A 17650-nucleotide genomic window follows, 5' to 3' on the forward strand; every position below is an offset into this window, starting at 1 on the left:
TGAACTATGAAAAAATTAATCTCAAAAGCAGGGCGAGCAGTCGCCCTCATACAAGCGGTCGTATTTGCAGGTTTTTTTGCAATTTCCAGTGCGAATGCGTTAATGCCGGAGCAGCCAAAACCTCTTTGGCAATCAGAAACGGCTGATGATGCAAAAGTAGCTCAAGATGCACGCCGTGATCCAAACAAATACTGTACTCAATGTCATGAGTCAGCAAATGCAACAGGTAAGCCTTTCCATCACGCAGGTAAACATTTCCAAAAAGATGTGAAAAGCCCGAATAATGGCGAGCCACTCACTTGTGTAAGTTGCCACGGTAATATTTCTGAAAGCCACCGCAAAGGGGCAAAAGACGTAATGCGTTTTAACCCACACGGTAAAGCAAGTAACCCATCACTTGAACGTTCGGTAAATGAGCAAAATCAAGTCTGTTTTGCTTGCCATACGGCAGAGAAATTGCGTGAAAAATTCTGGGCTCACGACACGCACGCAACTAAAATTGCTTGTACCAACTGTCATGAAATTCACCCGGAAAAAGATCCGATGAAAGACATTCCTGAAAAAGATCGCATTAAACTTTGTACGGATTGTCATACCAAAATTCATTCAGGCGAATTTAAAAATCCTGAAATGAAAGCCACAGAAGCAAAAGGAACAAAATAATGACTTGCACCCGTAGAGATTTCGTCTCAGGGGCAGGTGCTATCGCAGTTGTGGCAAGTACAGGGCTTGCCACCTCCATAACTCTTGCTACTGAGAAAGAACAAAAGAAAATCCGCTATGCGATGGTTCACGATGAAACCGTTTGTATCGGCTGTACGGCTTGTATGGACGCTTGTCGCACCACCAACAAAGTGCCGGAAGGGGTTTCTCGTTTAGAAATTATCCGTAGTGAGCCTTTCGGTGAGTTTCCGAACGTACAATATGAGTTTTTCCGCCAATCTTGCCAACACTGTACCAATGCACCTTGTGTGAGTGTTTGCCCGACCGGTGCTTCATTTATCGATCCTGAAACCGGGATTGTTGATGTACACTCAGATTTGTGTGTCGGTTGCCAATACTGTATTGCGGTTTGCCCGTATCGTGTACGTTTTATTCACCCAGAGAAAAAATCAGCAGATAAATGTAATTTCTGTCGTGATACCAACCTTGCAGAAGGCAAACAGCCGGCTTGTGTAGAGGCTTGTCCGACTAAAGCCCTAATCTTTGGTGATATGAACGATCCAACTAGCGATATTTTCCATAAAGTGAAAAATAATCCGGTTTATCGCACCAAAACAGCATTAGGTACAGAGCCGAACTTATATCACATTCCATTTGGTAAAGGAGAGCATAGATAATGAATGAATATGTACCTTTCCAAACCCCAAACCTTGTTTGGGACGGCACTATCGCTATTTACTTATTCCTACTTGGTATTTCATCAGGTGCGGTTCAGTTAGCGATTGCTTACCGTAATAGCGGTGTTAAAATGGAAAAACCAAGCCAAAACTGGATTATTCGTAGTGCAGCTATTCTTGGCACATTACCAACCATTATTGGCTTACTGTTACTGATTTTCCACTTAACCAAACCTTGGACATTCTGGAAGTTAATGTTCAACTATAACTTTACCTCGGTAATGTCGATGGGGGTAATGTTATTCCAGCTTTATATGGCAGTATTGGTGGTTTGGATTGCCATAATGTTTAAAGATTGGTTAGCGGTATTTATTAACCGTTATTTGCCGATGTTTAAGTTTGTGCTTGGTTTAATTGATTTCGCAGAAGCTAGATTATTAAAACCAATTGAGTTTATCTTATTCATATTGGCGGCAGTATTAGGGGCTTATACTGGCTTCTTACTTTCGGCGTTAGTGAGTTATCCAATGCTCAACAACCCGGTGTTACCGGCACTATTCTTGGCATCAGGGGCATCTTCAGGGATTGCAGCGACTTTCCTTGTGATTTTACTGGCAGGTAAGTTATCTGGTGAAAGCCACGAAGTCCATTTTATGCACAAATTTGAAGTGCCGATTATGGTAACCGAATTAGGCTTAATTGTAGCGTTCTTTGTGGGCTTACACTTCGGTGGAGCAGATAAATCGCTCGCTTTAACCAATGCACTTAACGGCTTCTGGGGGAATGTGTTCTGGATAGGCGTAATGTTAATCGGTATTGCGATTCCGCTTGTTGCCAATATTTTTGGTAGCCACCGCTTGAAACATAACGTGAAATTTATTATCTTGATTTCCGTTTTCGACTTAATCGGTGTACTCTGCTTACGTTACTTTATCCTTTATGCAGGGCAACTAACGGTTGCGAGCTAAAAAAGAAGTAAGTTTGAGTAATTTTATTTAAGTAATAGGGTGGGGGCTAGTATATAGCCCCCCTCTTTAGCAAAGAGGGGCAGGGGGAGATTTGGCAGTCGTAATTGGCGAAGTGAGAGAATGAATAGGCTTATTTTTAAAGTCAGTTTTATTTATTTTCTTCGTTAATGACTTCTGCCAAATCTCCCCTATCCCCTCTTTGCTAAAGAGGGGAATTTAATCAACTGTATATTGTCGTCCTATTTTACCTTCACAAGCGGTCATTTTTTGGATTTTTTATGCTACCGGAACTCGGCTATTTTTCACTTTTATTGGCTGCAATTACCGCCATTTTTCAAGTTGGTTTTGCACTGCTAGGCGAAGTTCGCAAGCAATATCATTGGCTGGCATTGGCTCCGCTTTTCACTTATTTGCAAGCTGCTTTTACCACATTTTCCTTTTCTGCTTTAGCTTATGCGTTTCTAACCGATGATTTTTCGGTTATCTACGTTGCTGCTCATTCCAATAGCCAACTTCCCGATTTCTTTAAATTTGCCGCCACTTGGGGCGGACATGAAGGCTCAATGCTGTTTTGGCTCACCGCTCTTGTGCTTTGGTCTGCGGTATTTTGCAAATTTTCGCAAAAAATTGACCGCTTGTTTGCTAACCGAACCCTAGTGATGTTAGGGTTGATTGCACTGGGTTTCCTGCTTTTCATTCTACTGGTTTCCAGCCCCTTTGAGCGTAGCTTCCCGCCTCCACCGGAAGGGCGAGATCTCAACCCAATGTTGCAAGATATTGGGCTTATCTTCCACCCACCTTTGCTCTATTTGGGATATGTCGGCTTTGCGGTAAGTTTTGCGATGATTGTTGCAGCTCTCGTTTCAGGCGGAATGGACGCAGCCATTATGCGTTGGCTTCGCCCTTGGACGATGATTTCGTGGGGATTTCTCACCGCCGGTATTATTTTAGGAGCCTGGTGGGCGTATTACGAACTTGGTTGGGGCGGCTGGTGGTTTTGGGATCCGGTGGAAAACGCATCCTTAATGCCTTGGCTACTTGGCACCGCATTGGTACATAGTTTAATTGTGAGCCAACAGCGGGGCATTTTCTATTATTGGACGATTTTACTTGCCATTTTCGCCTTTGCTTTAAGCCTATTAGGCACTTTTATTGTTCGCTCGGGCGTACTCACCTCAGTTCACGCCTTTGCGGTCGATCCCGACAGAGGAATGGCACTGCTAATCTTATTCTTCGGCTTAAGTTTCATTGCCCTTGCTCTGTTTGCATTCCGAGCGAATCTCTGGCAAGGCAAAGTGCGTTTCAACTTACTTTCTAAAGAAACGGCATTTTTATTGATTAACGGCTTATTTAGTGTGGCAGCATCTGTGGTATTGCTTGGTACGTTTTACCCGATGATCTTCACAGTGATGAATTGGGGATCGATTTCAGTGGGTGCCCCCTATTTCAATAGCGTATTCACGCCACTAGCGTTACTGTTAATGATAGTAATGGGCTTTGCGGTGGTGCTGGGCTGGAAACAGATTTCAAATAAGCAGATATTGGTAAAACTTTGGTTACTGCCGGTTGCAGTTGGTTTGGCATCAGGGCTGATTTATGCCTCCATCTCGCAAAGAGATCATTTTGCTTTACAACCGTTACCTACCATATTTATCAGCCTTGCGATCTGGATTATTCTCACTCACTTGCCCTATTCGCAAAAAATGTGGCAAACTCGACCGCTTGCGATGCGGTTAGCCCATATCGGCTTTGCGGTTTGCGTGATTGGGGCAATGATGAACAGTTATTACGGTGATGAAATCGGCGTGCGATTAAAGCCGAATCAAGCGGCGGAACTTGCCGGTTATACCTTTAAATATGAAGATTATCACGATCTCATCGGTCCGAACTACACCGCCGAGCAAGCCGTTTTTTCTATCAGCCGAGATGAACAGTTGCTGGCAACCGTCACACCGGAAAGACGTTATTATGATGTGAGAACGATGACAATGGCGGAAGTCGGGCTTTTCCACCACAATTTAGACGATATTTATATTGTGATGGGGGATAAGTTCGGCAATTTAGAATATGCCTTCCGCTTACATTATAAGCCTTATGTGCAAGCCTTGTGGTTGGGTGGTATGATAATGGTGCTTGCCGCCCTGTTGGCGTTAATCGGTTATCGTAGAGAACATAAAAAATGAAAAAAATCTTGTTATTTATTCCGCTCCTGTTACTCGTAGTGATTGTCGGCTTTTTAACTGTGCCATTAATGAATAAAGATGCCCTAGCCCCTACCGAAGATTGGCAGGGCAAGCCGTTTCCGGAGTTTGTAGGCAAGAACTTACTTGATAGTAACGCCCATTTAAACAACAACAGCTTGCCGAAAGAACCCTATATTCTCAATGTGTGGGCGAGCTGGTGTACTTGGTGCATTAAAGAGTTTCCGATTTTGTTAGACCTAAAACAAAAAGGCGTGCCGATTGTTGGCTTAACCTATAGCGATCGCCCAAATGATGCACTTAACGCATTAAAAAACTGGGGAAATCCGTTTAGCTTAATTATCGATGATTATGAGAAAGGCTTTTTGATTCAAACCCTTAAAGTTTCTTCTGCACCGTCCAGTTATTTGATTGATAAACACGGTGTAGTGCGTTACCAACAAAAGGGTTACAACCCTGATTTTGCACAGGATTTCCTACCCAAATTAGAGGCTCTCAGAAATGAGAAATAGCATAATTTCCATCGGCTTTTTGCAAAAAATCCGCAAAATATTACCGCTTGTATTAGGCTTGTGGCTATTTGTCGGCACGGTTCAAGCTGAAATGGTGGACACCTTTCAATTTCAAAATGAGACGGATCGGGTACGGGCGATTTCACTGGCTCGTTCGTTGCGATGTTTGCAATGTCAGAACCAAAATTTGGTCGAATCCAATGCGACGGCGGCTTACAATATGCGAATTGAAGTGTATGAAATGGTGAATCAAGGGAAAAGTAATGAGGAGATTATCCGCATTATGACTGAACGTTTCGGCAGTTTTGTGAATTATGATCCAGCATTCACACCACAAACGTGGGTATTATGGGGCTTGCCGGTTGGTCTGTTTAGCTTGTTATTTTTAGCCATTTTGTGGCGAACTCGCAAAAGTAAAAGGTAACAAAAATGAAAACGCGTGAGCAATTAAGCCAAGAAAACTACCAACAAGCGGTTAAATTTGCCCAACATTTTGCAGATGACGTCAGACAAGAATTTGAGCGTGAGGCAGAGCAGCGTTACCAATTTGAGCGAACGCAATTTGAACAGACTACTTTGCAAAATAACGCTCAAAATCGACCGCTTGCTAAAATCGCAATCCTGAGTTGCGTTGCAATTTTATTGTTAGGAATGGCTTACTACGGGCTTTCCGGACGCTATCAAGTGGTGCAAGCTGGCTTGCAACAGCATCAAAATTTCCAACAACAGGTGAGTGATCCGCACGGCACATCGAAAAACGAACGCTATGTATTGAGTCTGCAAAAACAGCTCAGAGAAAACCCGAATAACGGTGATTTATGGTACGAACTCGGGCAGGTTTATGCGTTAAGCAATGATTTTGATTCGGCACTGGTTTGCTACGATAATGCCGAGAAGCTACTCGGAAAACGAGCGGCTATTTTGGGGGCGATTGCTACTGCTCGTTATTACGATAACGGGCAGAAAATGACCGATGAAATTCAAGCTATTATTGAACAAGCTCTACAGTTGGATAAAAACGAAAATGCCAGTTTGCTCCTGTTAGCCTCTGACAGCTTTTTAAATAATAACTACCAACAAGCTCTGGAACATTGGCGTAAGGTGCTAGATGGTAATAATGAATCCATCAACCGCAGAGCAATTATCCAAAGTATGGAAATGGCACGACAGATGTTAAATTCCCAGCAATAACAAAAGCCGATGATTTTTGCCATCGGCTTTTGTTTGAGTGGATCAAAAGGTTTATTGCAAAATTACATAGAAATTCGCCCCGTCACGCACAATGTTAAGTGCTACAACGGAAGGTTTGGTATCTAAGATCTTGCGTAAATCAGCAATGTTTTCTACCGAGTGGCGGTTCACACCGATGATAATATCGCCTTTTTTGAGACTTCGCATTTCAGCAATCGAGCCTTTTTCTACGTTAGAAATTTCAACCCCTTTAATGCCTTTGGCATTGTAGTTGTTAAAATCTGCCCCTTTTAATGCCGGAATGAGGTTTGAAGCAGTAACTTTGGCTTCAGAATCCGATTGTAAGGTCACTTTTGCTTTAGCTTCTTTGCCGTCACGCAGGTAAGTAAGTTCAATCTCTTTACCTACACCGGAAGTAGCTACTTTTGCTCGTAATTCGCTGAAACTACGGATTTTTTGACCGTTGATTTCAGTAATCACATCACCTGCTTTAAAGCCGGCTTTAGCAGCAGCAGAATCCGGTAAGACTTCGCTTACAAATGCCCCTTGTTGGGTGGAAATATTGAACTCTTTAGCAAGGTCAGCATTCAATTCACCGCCTTTAATGCCTAACATTCCACGTTTTACTTCACCAAACTCAATAATTTGAGTCACCAAGCTGTTTGCCATATTACTTGGAATCGCAAAGGCGATACCGGCATTTCCACCACTTGGGGAAATAATGGCGGTGTTAATGCCGATTAATTCGCCGTTTAAGTTAATTAACGGACCGCCAGAGTTACCTTGGTTAACTGCCGCATCGGTTTGAATATAGTTTTCATAGCCTTCATCAGATTGACCGGTTGAACGACCAAGTGCCGAGATGATGCCTGAAGTAACGGTTTGTCCTAAGCCAAACGGGTTACCGATTGCAACTGTAAAATCGCCCACTTGTAATTTATCGGAATCGGCGAATTTAATTTCAGTTAAGTTTTTTGGATCTTCCACTTGAATTAACGCCACATCTGAAAGGGGATCAGCACCAACTAATTTGGCTTTAAATTCACGTCCGTCTTCAAGTTTTACGGTAATTTTGTCGGCATTGTCGATCACGTGGTTATTGGTAATCACATAACCTTTTTCGGCATTGATGACTGCACCTGATCCAACGCCACGGAAATTGCGTGGAGCTGATGAGCGGTTGCCGAATAAATCGGCATTAGGGCCGAAGAAAAATTCAAATTCTTCCGGGATTTCACGGTTGCGACGGCTATCGCCTTTGGTTTTACCTTCTACTGCAATACTCACCACCGCCGGGCGAACTTTTTCCAGCATTGGTGCAAGGCTTGGCACAGCTTGCCCGTTTACGGCTGTGGGTAATGTTGCTTCTGCATACGCCGGCATTGCGGCAATGGTTGAGCCTAAAATGAATGCAGTTAAAAATGATTTTTTCATTGTTTTGTTCATATTGTGAATGTTCCTCATATCCTATGTTTTTATAATCTACGAGTGAAAACGCTCGTATTGGCTAAGACAAGACCTTTCTTTTTCAGTTCAGCCGATTTGCAAAAAATTTAGCAAATCTGACCGCTTGTAAAGGCAGATTTTTGTCAGATTATTAAAAGTTTTTTGACATTCTGGCAAATTTGATAGACCATAAATATCACTTTTATTAATTTGAGTCCTATTTGATGACAAAAACGGAAAATTTGGTTGAAGTAAAAAACTTGACCTTCAAGCGAGGGGAGCGAGTGATTTACGATAACCTGAATCTGCAAGTGCAGAAAGGTAAAGTGACTGCCATTATGGGGCCTTCTGGGATTGGTAAAACCACCCTGTTGAGGCTAATCGGTGGGCAGATTTTACCTGAATCGGGCGAAATTTTATTTGATGGCAGAGATATTTGCAAAGCCAATAACAAAGAGTTGTATGAAATTCGCCAACGAATGGGGATGTTGTTTCAATCGGGGGCGTTATTTACCGATATTTCTACCTTCGATAATGTGGCTTTCCCGATTCGGGAGCATACCCGTTTACCCGAAGAGCTGATTCGCAAATTGGTGTTATTGAAGCTCGAGGCGGTTGGGTTGCGAGGTGCGGCAAATTTAATGCCGTCCGAACTTTCCGGCGGTATGGCAAGACGTGCCGCCCTTGCTCGAGCGATTGCGTTAGATCCGGAGCTGATTATGTATGATGAGCCGTTTACCGGGCAAGATCCGATTAGTATGGGTGTGATTGTCGAGCTGATTAAAGAGTTAAATCAGGCATTGAATTTGACCTCCATTGTGGTGTCTCACGATGTGAAAGAGGTATTAAGTATTGCCGATTATGCTTATATTGTGGCAGATAAACGAGTGATTGCTGAAGGTACACCAGAAATTTTACAGGCAAGCGAAGATCCGCAAGTGGTACAATTCTTAGCCGGTAAAGCTGATGGTCCGGTGCGGTTCCATTATCCAGCAAAAGATTATACGGAGGAGCTATTTAATGGTTAATTTTATTAGCTCTATCGGAGCAGTGGTGATTAATTTTATCCGAACATTAGGGCGTTCAGCTTTTATGTTATGGGGAGCATTAATCGGCAAACCTGAATTTAGAAAACACACACCGTTACTGATTAAACAGCTTTATGTGCTGGGCGTCCAATCGCTCTTAATTATTATGCTGTCGGGCTTATTCATCGGAATGGTATTAGGCTTACAAGGCTATGTAGTATTGGTCGATTTTGCTGCTGAAAGCAGCTTGGGAACGCTGGTTTCACTCTCACTTTTACGCGAACTTGGGCCTGTGGTCACTGCTTTATTATTTGCAGGACGAGCCGGTTCTGCATTAACCGCAGAAATCGGGTTGATGAAAGCCACAGAGCAACTTTCCAGCCTTGAAATGATGGCGGTTGATCCACTTAGACGAATTATCGCACCTCGCTTTTGGGCGGGGGTAATTTCAATGCCGGTGTTAGCAGCAATTTTTACCGCTATCGGCATTTGGGGCGGTTCGTTAGTCGGAGTAGATTGGAAAGGCGTTGATGGTGGTAGTTTTTGGTCGGTAATGCAAAACTCGGTAAATAGCAGTGATTTAATTAACGGCTTTATCAAAAGCCTGATTTTTGCCTTTGCCGTGGTCTGGATTGCGTTATTTAACGGCTATGATTGTGTACCGACTTCAGAAGGGATCAGCCAAGCCACCACAAGAACGGTGGTAAATGCGTCACTGGTGATTTTGGGATTAGATTTTATTTTAACTGCGATAATGTTCGGCGGTTGATTTTTTAAAAGGAACAGACAATGCGTCAATCAATTAAATATGAATTTTGGGTAGGTTTATTTGTACTGCTCGGGCTTGCAGCTCTTGTCTTTTTAGGGTTAAGAGTAGCAAATGTGCAGGGCTTCTCAAATGAGAAAACTTACACCCTGTATGCAACTTTTGATAATATTGGTGGACTAAAGGTTCGTGCGCCTATTAAAGTTGGCGGTGTGGTAGTTGGCCGAGTAGCTGATATTTCACTTGATAACAAAACCTACACTCCGAAAGTGGCATTAGCGGTAAATGAAAGTTTTAATCAAATTCCCGATACCAGCTCGCTCTCAATTAAAACCTCAGGCTTATTAGGCGAGCAATACGTTGCGTTAAATGTCGGCTTCGTAATCGAAGGTGAAACTGCAATGATGAAAGAAGGTGATACTTTTGTAGATACCAATTCTGCAATGGTGTTAGAAGATTTAATCGGTCAGTTCTTATATGGTGATAAAAAGTCAGATAAAACTGAAGATGAAAAAGCGAGTGATTCTGCTGAACCAAAAGCAGAGTAATTAAGTACAACAACCTCTAATTTAGAGTTTTGGAGAGCATCAATAATGTTAAAAAACATTAAAAAAATTATCGTAACAGGCTTAGTAGCAGTTTCTGCATTATTTTCAACCACCGCATTTGCTGAAACTAGCCCTTATGTATTAATGCAACAAACCGCAGATAAATTATTTGGCGATATTAAAGCAAATCAAGCGAAAATTAAATCAAACCCTGAATATTTGCGTACCATTGTGCGTAACGATTTAATGCCACACGTTCACGTGAAATATGCAGGTCAATTAGTGTTAGGTAAAAACTTATCGGCTGCGACTGACGCACAAAAAGAGGCATTCTTTAATGCTTTTGGTCAATTTGTTGAGCAGTCTTATGCTCAGGTGTTAACCCAGTATCAAGATCAAAGTGTGCAAATTGAAAGCCCGAAATCAGTGGATGGTAAATCTATCGTAAGCATTCGTGTAAACGTGTCAGGCAAAGGTGCTGCACAGCCGATCAAATTAGACTTTAAATGGCGTAAAAACAGCAAAACTGGCGAATGGCAAGCATACGATATGGCAGCGGAAGGTGTGAGTATGGTTGCAACCAAACAAAATGAATGGGCAGGCGTGATTCGTCAAAAAGGGATTGATGCCTTAACTGCACAAGTGGCACAAGCTGCAAAACAGCCTATCACCTTAAAATAAGTAGTTTAGTTATGCCTCAAAAAACATTACAATGGGACATTCAGCAAAATAACGAAAGTCTTTTTGTGAAACTATCAGGCGAATTAACTCGTAACACGTTGCTCCCTTTATGGAAGCAACGTGCTTCTTTTTTATCTCCAACAGGGAAACAAAGCCTATATTGGGATTTAAAAGAAATCACTCGGATTGATTCTGCTGGTTTTACCTTACTTGCTGAATTACTGAATCATTACCATAAAATCATACCAAACAGTTTGATTAATACGCCAGATTCTGTCAGAACTTTGGCTGCATTATACGATTTAGACGGTTGGTTTGAGCAATTTATTATTTGAGTGAGTTACCAATCATATTTTAGGAAGTCAGAATGAATCCATCACAAATTGAAGAAATTTTAAAACAAGCATTACCTGATGCAACAGAAGTCCACGCTCAAGGCGAAAATGCCCACTTTGGCGTTATTGTAGTAAGTGACAGCATTGCCTCTCTTTCAAAAGTAAAACAACAGCAAGCGGTTTATGCCCCTTTAGCTGAGTATTTCACTACTAATGCGATTCACGCTTTAACCATTAAAGTATTCAGCGTGGAAAAATGGAAAACTGAGCGTTTGCTAAATATGGTTGGATAGATGAAATGTAGGGGCGAATCACTATTCGCCCAAACTCTTTTGTAAACGTTGGAAAATTGGGCGAAAAATTTTTCGCCCCTACAAATTATTATTTTTAGGATCTCCCAAATGGAAAAATTTCGTGTGTATGGTCCATTTTCTTTAAATGGTACTGTCGATATTTCAGGTGCGAAAAACGCCGCACTCCCTATTTTATTTGCCGCTATTTTGGCTGAAAAACCAGTTACGTTAAAAAATGTGCCTGATTTAAAAGATGTAGACACCACTTTTAAAATCTTACGCCAATTAGGGGTAACGGTTGAAAAAGGTAGCGATAAAGGCGTGGTACATATTGATGCGAGTAAGATCAATAATTACGTTGCACCTTACGAATTAGTGAAAACAATGCGTGCGTCAATTTGGGCGTTAGCTCCATTAGTTGCCCGGTTCCAACTTGGGCAAGTTTCTTTACCGGGCGGTTGTACTATCGGGGCAAGACCGGTGGATATGCATATTTCCGGTCTTGAAAAAATGGGGGCAAAGATCGAGCTTGATGAAGGCTATGTCAAAGCCACTTCAAGCGGTCGTTTAAACGGTGCAAGAATCTATATGGATAAAGTGAGCGTAGGAGCAACTTTATCTGTTATGATGGCAGGTACTCTAGCAAAAGGCACTACTGTTATTGAAAATGCTGCTCGTGAGCCTGAAATTGTGGATACTGCCGATTTCTTAAATGCAATGGGAGCAAAAATTTCAGGTGCTGGCACCGATATGATTACTATTGAAGGGGTAGAACATTTAGGCGGTTGTGAACACAGCGTAGTGCCGGATCGTATTGAAACCGGTACATTTTTAGTTGCAGCGGCTATTTCCGGTGGTCGAATTACTTGCCGTAATACCAAAGCAGACACTCTTGATGCAGTGATCGAAAAATTACGTGAAGCTGGAATGCAGGTTGATGTGACGGAAAATACTATCACGCTTGATTCTCTAGGTCGTCGCCCGAAAGCAGTGAACATTCGCACTATGCCACACCCGGGTTTCCCAACTGATATGCAGGCTCAATTTACCTTATTAAATACCGTTGCAGAAGGCACAAGCCGTATTACAGAAACAATTTTTGAAAACCGTTTTATGCATATTCCTGAGCTGATTCGTATGGGTGCCAAAGCGGAAATTGAAGGTAATACTGCAATTTGCTATGGTGTAGAGCAGTTAAAATCAGCAGAAGTAATGGCAACTGACTTGCGTGCTTCCATCAGCTTAGTGTTGGCAGGCTGTATTGCAACAGGTGAAACGATTGTGGATAGAATTTACCATATCGACCGTGGCTATGAACACATTGAAGAAAAATTGCGTCAGATTGGAGCAAGAATTGAACGTTTCTCTGCTCCTTTTGAAGGCGAGTAAATTGCAAATTTTTAACTGAAAATGACCGCTTGATAGGCAACTATCAAGCGGTTTTTATACATTATGCCGCTGTGGTTAGCCTTTTAACCTAAACCTTCCCCGGCTATAACGGGTTTTCATTAGTGCTAGGATTTGCTCTTTTTCACTACTTACGTTCTGCTGGCTTTGCTTAGCAACAATCAGTGAATGTTGAATCGAATGAGCGTGAGTAATGGCAATGGCTAATGCATCAGCCGCATCAGCTTGTGGTTTGGCGGAGAGTTTAAGCATACGGGTTACCATATCTTGCACCTGAACTTTATCGGCAGAACCAATACCCGTTACGGTTTGTTTGACTAATCGGGCGGCATACTCAAACACAGGTAGATCGTGATTAACTGCTGCAACAATCGCTGTTCCTCTAGCTTGCCCTAGTTTTAAGGCAGAATCAGGGTTTTTCGCCATAAAAACCTGTTCTATAGCAAACATATTTGGTTGAAATTGAGTGATGATTTCGCTCACTCCTGCATAAATCCGTTTTAGACGGGTAGGCAGATCTTCAGCCGTAGTGCGAATAGCCCCACTTCCTAAATATTCTAGCTGTCGCCCGTTTTGGCGAATCACACCGTAACCTGTTACCCTTGAGCCGGGGTCAATTCCTAAAATAATAGCCATCTTTGTGCAATAAAATAAGCGAGAAGATATTATCTTCTCGCTTATGAGTAGTAAAATCAAGAAAGATTATTTATTTAATTTTGAGGTTAATGCTTTATCTACATCACATAATTTAGCAACGATGGTATCTGTTTTAGCACCATATTTGGTTAGCATACCTGACTGGCCATTAGATGATAAGGTAAAGCCTGTGTCTAAATCCCAAGAATATTTATCCGTTTTGAATGAAGTAGAATCTTGGTTTGAGGCATCACGAGTTAATGTTGGGATCTTTTGTGTTTTACCGCCGCTTTGGACTAATAGATTTACTGCTTTTGCCTCTTCTCCTTGGAAGACATAATTCGCAGTTACACGTTTACCACTTTGGCAACGATATACAATTGATTTTGCACCATCAGTTGCTTTTTCTACTTTTACTGCACCACTTGCACGAGGTGCATTACCTGCAATTTCATTCACTTGCTGTGTTGCTTGTTCAGCCGCTTTAGTCACAGCGTCCTGAGCTTGCTGAGGAGCAGATTGTGTGTTTGCATTAGAGCAAGCAGCTAAGACTAAAGTAGCGGCCAATGCCGGAACGAATTTCACTAATTTCATAGACTCTCCTTAAAATGTTATAGTAAAGTAGTAGCATATAAACTACATTAGGTTAGTCAGTAATATAGGAAAAAAGTTCATAAAAAAATAAGCATAACCTAAATTATGCTTATTTTGCGTGATTTTTTATTACAGTAATGCAGCCACTTCGTCACTGATTTCACCATTGTGATAAACGTTTTGTACATCATCACAATCTTCAAGGCGGTTGATTAAATCAAGCAGTTTTGGTGCAGTTTCTGCATCAAGCTCAACGGTAGTTGATGGAATCATCGTTACTTCCGCATTCTCAATTTTAAAACCTGCAGCCTCAATGCCGTCTTTCACTGAGCCTAAATCTTCCCAAGCAGTATAAATTTCAAAGCTACCATCTTCTTGTGGTTGAATATCGTCCGCACCGGCCTCAATAGCTGCTTCAGTTAAGGCATCTTCATCGGCATTTGCCACTAAAATTAAACCTTTTTTGCTAAATAAATAACCTACCGACCCTTCAGTCCCTAAGTTACCGCCACATTTGGTGAAACTTGGACGAACTTGGGAAATCGTACGGTTAGCGTTATCACTTAAACATTCCACCATAACTGCTGTACCACCCGGGCCGTAACCTTCGTAGATTTTGGTTTCCATATTGGTATCATCGCCACCACCGACACCACGCTCGATAGCACGGTTGATGGTATCACGGGTCATATTGCTGGATAAGGCTTTATCCACTGCCGCACGCAAACGCGGGTTTGCACTCACATCACCACCGCCTAATTTTGCTGCGGTAACTAATTCACGAATTAATTTAGTAAAGATTTTACCGCGTTGTGCATCTTGTGCCGCTTTACGGTGTTTAATATTTGCCCACTTACTATGGCCTGCCATGCTATTGTTTCCTTATTTTGATGTTAAATATTCTTGTATTGCTTGAGCATTGTTGGGAGATTTAGTGAGCCGAATTGCTTCTTCCACTGAAACCCAACGATATGCCAAATGTTCGGTTAAAACAGGCTCCTGCTCACTTTCAAGTGGTAGCAAAAACCAATGTTCGACACAATGTGTGATATTAGGTGCGTATTTATACCGAAAATGCGGAAAAATTTCAAATTCTATCTGCTTTTGGCAATCAACAAGCGGTTGTTTTTGCTCAAAAGTTTGCAAACCGGTTTCTTCCAACACTTCCCGTTTAGCTGCTTCTAGCGGTGTTTCACCAATGTTGATAGAACCGGTTACCGATTGCCAAAAATCAGGATCGTCTTTGCGTTGTAGCATCAATACTCGTTGGGTGTTTTTAGCATAAATCACCACAAGGATACTATGAGGATTTTTATAGTTCATTTTATTATTGTGAAGATGATTCGTAAAATTTTAACAAAATCTGACCGCTTGTTAGGCGTAAGGAGAGATAAATCTTTCAATATGTAGTTCAGATTGTTCGTTTAAAAAATGAAAAAGATCCGCTTGAGCAATACAGTATAGATAGTAATCATAGCCGAAATGAAATTCACACTTAAAATGGGTTAATTTACACCAATAATTTTCTCGGAGTAGGCCCTTTAGAAAGATAGGCAAATCTGATAATTTAATTTTTTGGCGATTACGATAACCGGATTTCTTATTGCTATCAGAAAGTTGTTTAATGCGTAAATATTCAATATTCAGTTGTTTGCAAACAGCTAAAATAGTGTAGATATATTGTTGCTCTATTTTTAAATATTCTTCTAACGAGATTTTCTCAGGCACATCTGAAAAACTTGACCAGCCGTCATCGGCCAAGAACCCGTCAATGTTGTAATTGAAATATTTAGTGATCCGATAAGAGTGACGATATTGATATTTCATTAGCCTAGCACCACCAAGATTGCGGCAATCACCACTAAAATCAGCCCGATAAAATCTTGAATTTTAAGCCGTTCTTTAAACACAAAATAGGAAATACCGAGAATAAAGAAAATTTCCACTTGCCCAAGCGTTTTTACAAAGGCAACGTGGTTCAGGCTCATTGCATTAAACCAGCCGAATGAGCCGAGAAATGAAAACAGGCTGGTTAGCATACCTAATTTTGGAAAACGAAAGAATTTAATCAGTGTCTCTTTTTGGAGAAGAGCTAGGTATATAACCAATATCACTGCCTCAAAGCTAATCACGCTAAAAAGTACCCACGCCGCTGAAAGCAAATAGTGGCTGTTGAGTTGCAGACTGGCTTCTCTAACCCAAAGCGAAGTGAGGGCGAAACATAAACCGCTGGCTATGCCGAGAAAGAGTGTTTTCCACGAAAGTTGGCGCAAATTGCCGCTGCCGGTCATTAAGAAAATCGCCACCCCGCCTAGTACCACGCCAAGCCAGCCAATGCTACTGATGGTTACACCAAAAAATAACACGCCCAGTAACGCCGCCCATACTGCCTCGCTTTTCGCCAGCCCGACACCTATTGCATAATTTTTTAAGTGAAAAAGTTGCACCATTAGCGAAGTTGCCAAAATTTGAGCCAACCCAGCCCCGATAGCATACACAAAAAACAATAGTGGAAAATGGGGAATGTTGAAGTTCTCATCATACTGATATAAAAAATAGAGATAACCGCTTGCCAATGGTACAGCGTAGAAAAAGCGGGCGAGCGTTACCCCCAATACAGGCACATTGACGCTTAATTGCTTTTGAAAGGCATTGCGACCGGCTTGAGCCACGGCTGCCAGCAGAGTAAACCAAATCCACATAACGATGATGAAATAAGAAAAGATAGCCAAATCTTACTCTTTTATTCTCAGTTTGCAAGCGGTTAAAAAACCATTAAAATTTGCAAAAAATTGGAAGAATAAACACCATGCTCCCTCATATTTACATTGGCACCGGCGGCTATGCCGATACAGATTTAATCGGCACGCTTTACCCATTCGGCACCGCAAAAGAGGATTTTCTGTTTGTCTATAGCCAACATTACGACACGCTGGAAATTAATAGTACATTCCACGCCCCCATCGGGCAGAAAGCCTTTGAAGGAATGGTACAGAAAGCGGAAGGTCGGCTGAATTTTTCGGTGAAACTGCATCAAGATTTCAGCCATCAACGCACGGCGACTTTAGAGCAAGCTCAAGCTTTTCTCAATGCGTTAGCTCCGTTCACCGCTGAAAGGTTATTGGCAAATTTATTTGTTCAGTTCCCAACTCAATTTGAACGTACGCTACTTAACCGCCGTTACCTTGCCGAGTTGTGCCAATGGTTTGCGGATTATCCATTAGCGATTGAATTTCGCCACCCAAGCTGGCATATTCCGGCGGTGTTTGACACCTTTGCAAAAAGCCCCAATCTGATTTGGTGTAATGTGGATTATCCACAAAATATCGGTTTGCCGGCATTTCACTTTTTTGCCAACCAACGAACTGCTTATTTACGCTTACACGGTCGCAACCCGAATTGGTGGAAAGGGCAGAGTGCGGCAGAACGCCACGATTACCGCTATTCAGACGAGGAATTAAAAGGCTTGGTAGAATTGCTTTTTAACCGCAGAGCGGAATTTGACAGGCTCTATCTCTACTTTGAAAACACCACCAAAAGCCACGCCTTTTATAATATCCAAACCCTAAAAGGCTTTTTGGCGGAGAAAGGCTTTCAAATTAAACCTGTGCCGGAGAGTCTGCTTGGGCAGCAGAGTTTGTTTTGATGGGTAATTTACATTGTTGAAGAGTAATTAAAGGGCTATGCTATTCAGCAATGGATAG

At 41.9% G+C, this 17650-nt stretch carries 22 protein-coding genes; 15 read left to right on the forward strand and 7 right to left on the reverse strand.

The genetic code is table 11. From position 1 onward, the window contains the following. Positions 1 to 6 precede the first annotated feature (6 nt). The 7 genes from nrfB (at position 7) to ACJ7Z2_RS05130 (ending at position 6212) form a co-directional block, all read left to right on the forward strand. The gene (nrfB, locus tag ACJ7Z2_RS05100) at positions 7 to 663 is read left to right on the forward strand and encodes a cytochrome c nitrite reductase pentaheme subunit (protein ID WP_006251781.1); all 657 of its coding nucleotides are present in this window, start codon (positions 7 to 9) and stop codon (positions 661 to 663) included. Next, positions 663 to 1340, forward strand: coding sequence for a cytochrome c nitrite reductase Fe-S protein (gene nrfC, locus ACJ7Z2_RS05105; protein WP_409500992.1), 678 nt, complete (start codon positions 663 to 665; stop codon positions 1338 to 1340). Before nrfB ends, nrfC begins: the two co-directional genes overlap by 1 nt. After that, positions 1340 to 2308 (forward strand): cytochrome c nitrite reductase subunit NrfD, encoded by a 969-nt coding sequence (gene nrfD / locus ACJ7Z2_RS05110; protein ID WP_409500993.1) that lies wholly within the window; start codon positions 1340 to 1342, stop codon positions 2306 to 2308. Before nrfC ends, nrfD begins: the two co-directional genes overlap by 1 nt. A 278-nt stretch (positions 2309 to 2586) precedes the next feature. Continuing rightward, on the forward strand, positions 2587 to 4491 hold the full coding sequence (gene nrfE, locus ACJ7Z2_RS05115) for a heme lyase NrfEFG subunit NrfE (RefSeq protein ID WP_409500994.1): 1905 nt from the start codon (positions 2587 to 2589) through the stop codon (positions 4489 to 4491). Continuing rightward, entirely contained in the window at positions 4488 to 5021 is a 534-nt protein-coding gene (locus ACJ7Z2_RS05120) for a redoxin family protein (RefSeq protein WP_409500995.1), read from the forward strand. The genes nrfE and ACJ7Z2_RS05120 overlap by 4 nt, the downstream gene beginning before the upstream one ends. Further along, positions 5011 to 5445, forward strand: a complete 435-nt coding sequence (gene nrfF / locus ACJ7Z2_RS05125; protein ID WP_409500996.1) for a heme lyase NrfEFG subunit NrfF — start codon at positions 5011 to 5013, stop codon at positions 5443 to 5445. The genes ACJ7Z2_RS05120 and nrfF overlap by 11 nt, the downstream gene beginning before the upstream one ends. A 5-nt stretch (positions 5446 to 5450) precedes the next feature. Then, positions 5451 to 6212: a cytochrome C biogenesis protein gene (locus ACJ7Z2_RS05130; RefSeq protein ID WP_409500997.1), complete on the forward strand. Its 762-nt coding sequence runs from the start codon at positions 5451 to 5453 to the stop codon at positions 6210 to 6212. A 51-nt stretch (positions 6213 to 6263) separates the two neighbouring features. On the opposite strand, the gene ACJ7Z2_RS05135 is transcribed toward ACJ7Z2_RS05130, so the two are convergent. After that, entirely contained in the window at positions 6264 to 7658 is a 1395-nt protein-coding gene (locus ACJ7Z2_RS05135) for a Do family serine endopeptidase (protein WP_154703962.1), read from the reverse strand. 224 nt (positions 7659 to 7882) lie between these two features. Between ACJ7Z2_RS05135 and mlaF the strand changes: the two genes are divergently transcribed. The 7 genes from mlaF (at position 7883) to murA (ending at position 12698) form a co-directional block, all read left to right on the forward strand. Further along, complete coding sequence (mlaF, locus tag ACJ7Z2_RS05140; protein WP_409500998.1) at positions 7883 to 8686, forward strand: phospholipid ABC transporter ATP-binding protein MlaF; 804 nt, start codon at positions 7883 to 7885, stop codon at positions 8684 to 8686. Further along, positions 8679 to 9455: a lipid asymmetry maintenance ABC transporter permease subunit MlaE gene (mlaE, locus tag ACJ7Z2_RS05145; RefSeq protein WP_409500999.1), complete on the forward strand. Its 777-nt coding sequence runs from the start codon at positions 8679 to 8681 to the stop codon at positions 9453 to 9455. Before mlaF ends, mlaE begins: the two co-directional genes overlap by 8 nt. A gap of 20 nt (positions 9456 to 9475) precedes the next feature. Continuing rightward, positions 9476 to 10000, forward strand: a complete 525-nt coding sequence (gene mlaD / locus ACJ7Z2_RS05150) for an outer membrane lipid asymmetry maintenance protein MlaD (protein WP_006249694.1) — start codon at positions 9476 to 9478, stop codon at positions 9998 to 10000. A gap of 45 nt (positions 10001 to 10045) precedes the next feature. Continuing rightward, a complete protein-coding gene (mlaC, locus tag ACJ7Z2_RS05155; protein WP_126302466.1) occupies positions 10046 to 10681 on the forward strand; it encodes a phospholipid-binding protein MlaC in 636 nt (211 codons plus the stop codon). Between the two features lie 11 nt (positions 10682 to 10692). After that, complete coding sequence (locus ACJ7Z2_RS05160; protein ID WP_006249692.1) at positions 10693 to 11016, forward strand: lipid asymmetry maintenance protein MlaB; 324 nt, start codon at positions 10693 to 10695, stop codon at positions 11014 to 11016. A 32-nt stretch (positions 11017 to 11048) separates the two neighbouring features. Continuing rightward, positions 11049 to 11309: a BolA family protein gene (locus ACJ7Z2_RS05165; protein WP_126302465.1), complete on the forward strand. Its 261-nt coding sequence runs from the start codon at positions 11049 to 11051 to the stop codon at positions 11307 to 11309. Positions 11310 to 11417: 108 nt separating this feature from the next. Beyond that, positions 11418 to 12698: a UDP-N-acetylglucosamine 1-carboxyvinyltransferase gene (gene murA / locus ACJ7Z2_RS05170; RefSeq protein ID WP_126302464.1), complete on the forward strand. Its 1281-nt coding sequence runs from the start codon at positions 11418 to 11420 to the stop codon at positions 12696 to 12698. Between the two features lie 75 nt (positions 12699 to 12773). Here the strand turns inward: murA and ruvC are convergent, their stop codons facing one another. From ruvC to ACJ7Z2_RS05200, 6 genes are all read right to left on the reverse strand, one after another. Next, entirely contained in the window at positions 12774 to 13352 is a 579-nt protein-coding gene (gene ruvC / locus ACJ7Z2_RS05175) for a crossover junction endodeoxyribonuclease RuvC (RefSeq protein WP_006249689.1), read from the reverse strand. Between the two features lie 66 nt (positions 13353 to 13418). Then, positions 13419 to 13946 (reverse strand): hypothetical protein, encoded by a 528-nt coding sequence (locus ACJ7Z2_RS05180; RefSeq protein WP_006251789.1) that lies wholly within the window; start codon positions 13944 to 13946, stop codon positions 13419 to 13421. Positions 13947 to 14075: 129 nt separating this feature from the next. After that, complete coding sequence (locus ACJ7Z2_RS05185) at positions 14076 to 14816, reverse strand: YebC/PmpR family DNA-binding transcriptional regulator (protein ID WP_154703966.1); 741 nt, start codon at positions 14814 to 14816, stop codon at positions 14076 to 14078. Positions 14817 to 14828: 12 nt separating this feature from the next. Continuing rightward, positions 14829 to 15269 carry a dihydroneopterin triphosphate diphosphatase gene (gene nudB, locus ACJ7Z2_RS05190; protein WP_409501000.1) on the reverse strand — a complete coding sequence of 147 codons (441 nt, stop codon included), beginning with the start codon at positions 15267 to 15269 and terminating at the stop codon, positions 14829 to 14831. A gap of 51 nt (positions 15270 to 15320) precedes the next feature. Beyond that, positions 15321 to 15773, reverse strand: coding sequence for a hypothetical protein (locus tag ACJ7Z2_RS05195; RefSeq protein WP_409501001.1), 453 nt, complete (start codon positions 15771 to 15773; stop codon positions 15321 to 15323). Further along, the gene (locus tag ACJ7Z2_RS05200; RefSeq protein WP_409501002.1) at positions 15773 to 16678 is read right to left on the reverse strand and encodes a DMT family transporter; all 906 of its coding nucleotides are present in this window, start codon (positions 16676 to 16678) and stop codon (positions 15773 to 15775) included. The genes ACJ7Z2_RS05195 and ACJ7Z2_RS05200 overlap by 1 nt, the downstream gene beginning before the upstream one ends. Before the next feature lie 77 nt (positions 16679 to 16755). Here ACJ7Z2_RS05200 and ACJ7Z2_RS05205 point away from each other — a divergent pair, with 77 nt between their 5' ends. Further along, complete coding sequence (locus tag ACJ7Z2_RS05205; RefSeq protein ID WP_409501003.1) at positions 16756 to 17592, forward strand: DUF72 domain-containing protein; 837 nt, start codon at positions 16756 to 16758, stop codon at positions 17590 to 17592. Positions 17593 to 17650: the final 58 nt, after the last annotated feature.

Origin of the sequence: Mannheimia glucosida (genome assembly GCF_046267875.1) — a bacterium.
GTDB lineage: Bacteria > Pseudomonadota > Gammaproteobacteria > Enterobacterales > Pasteurellaceae > Mannheimia > Mannheimia glucosida.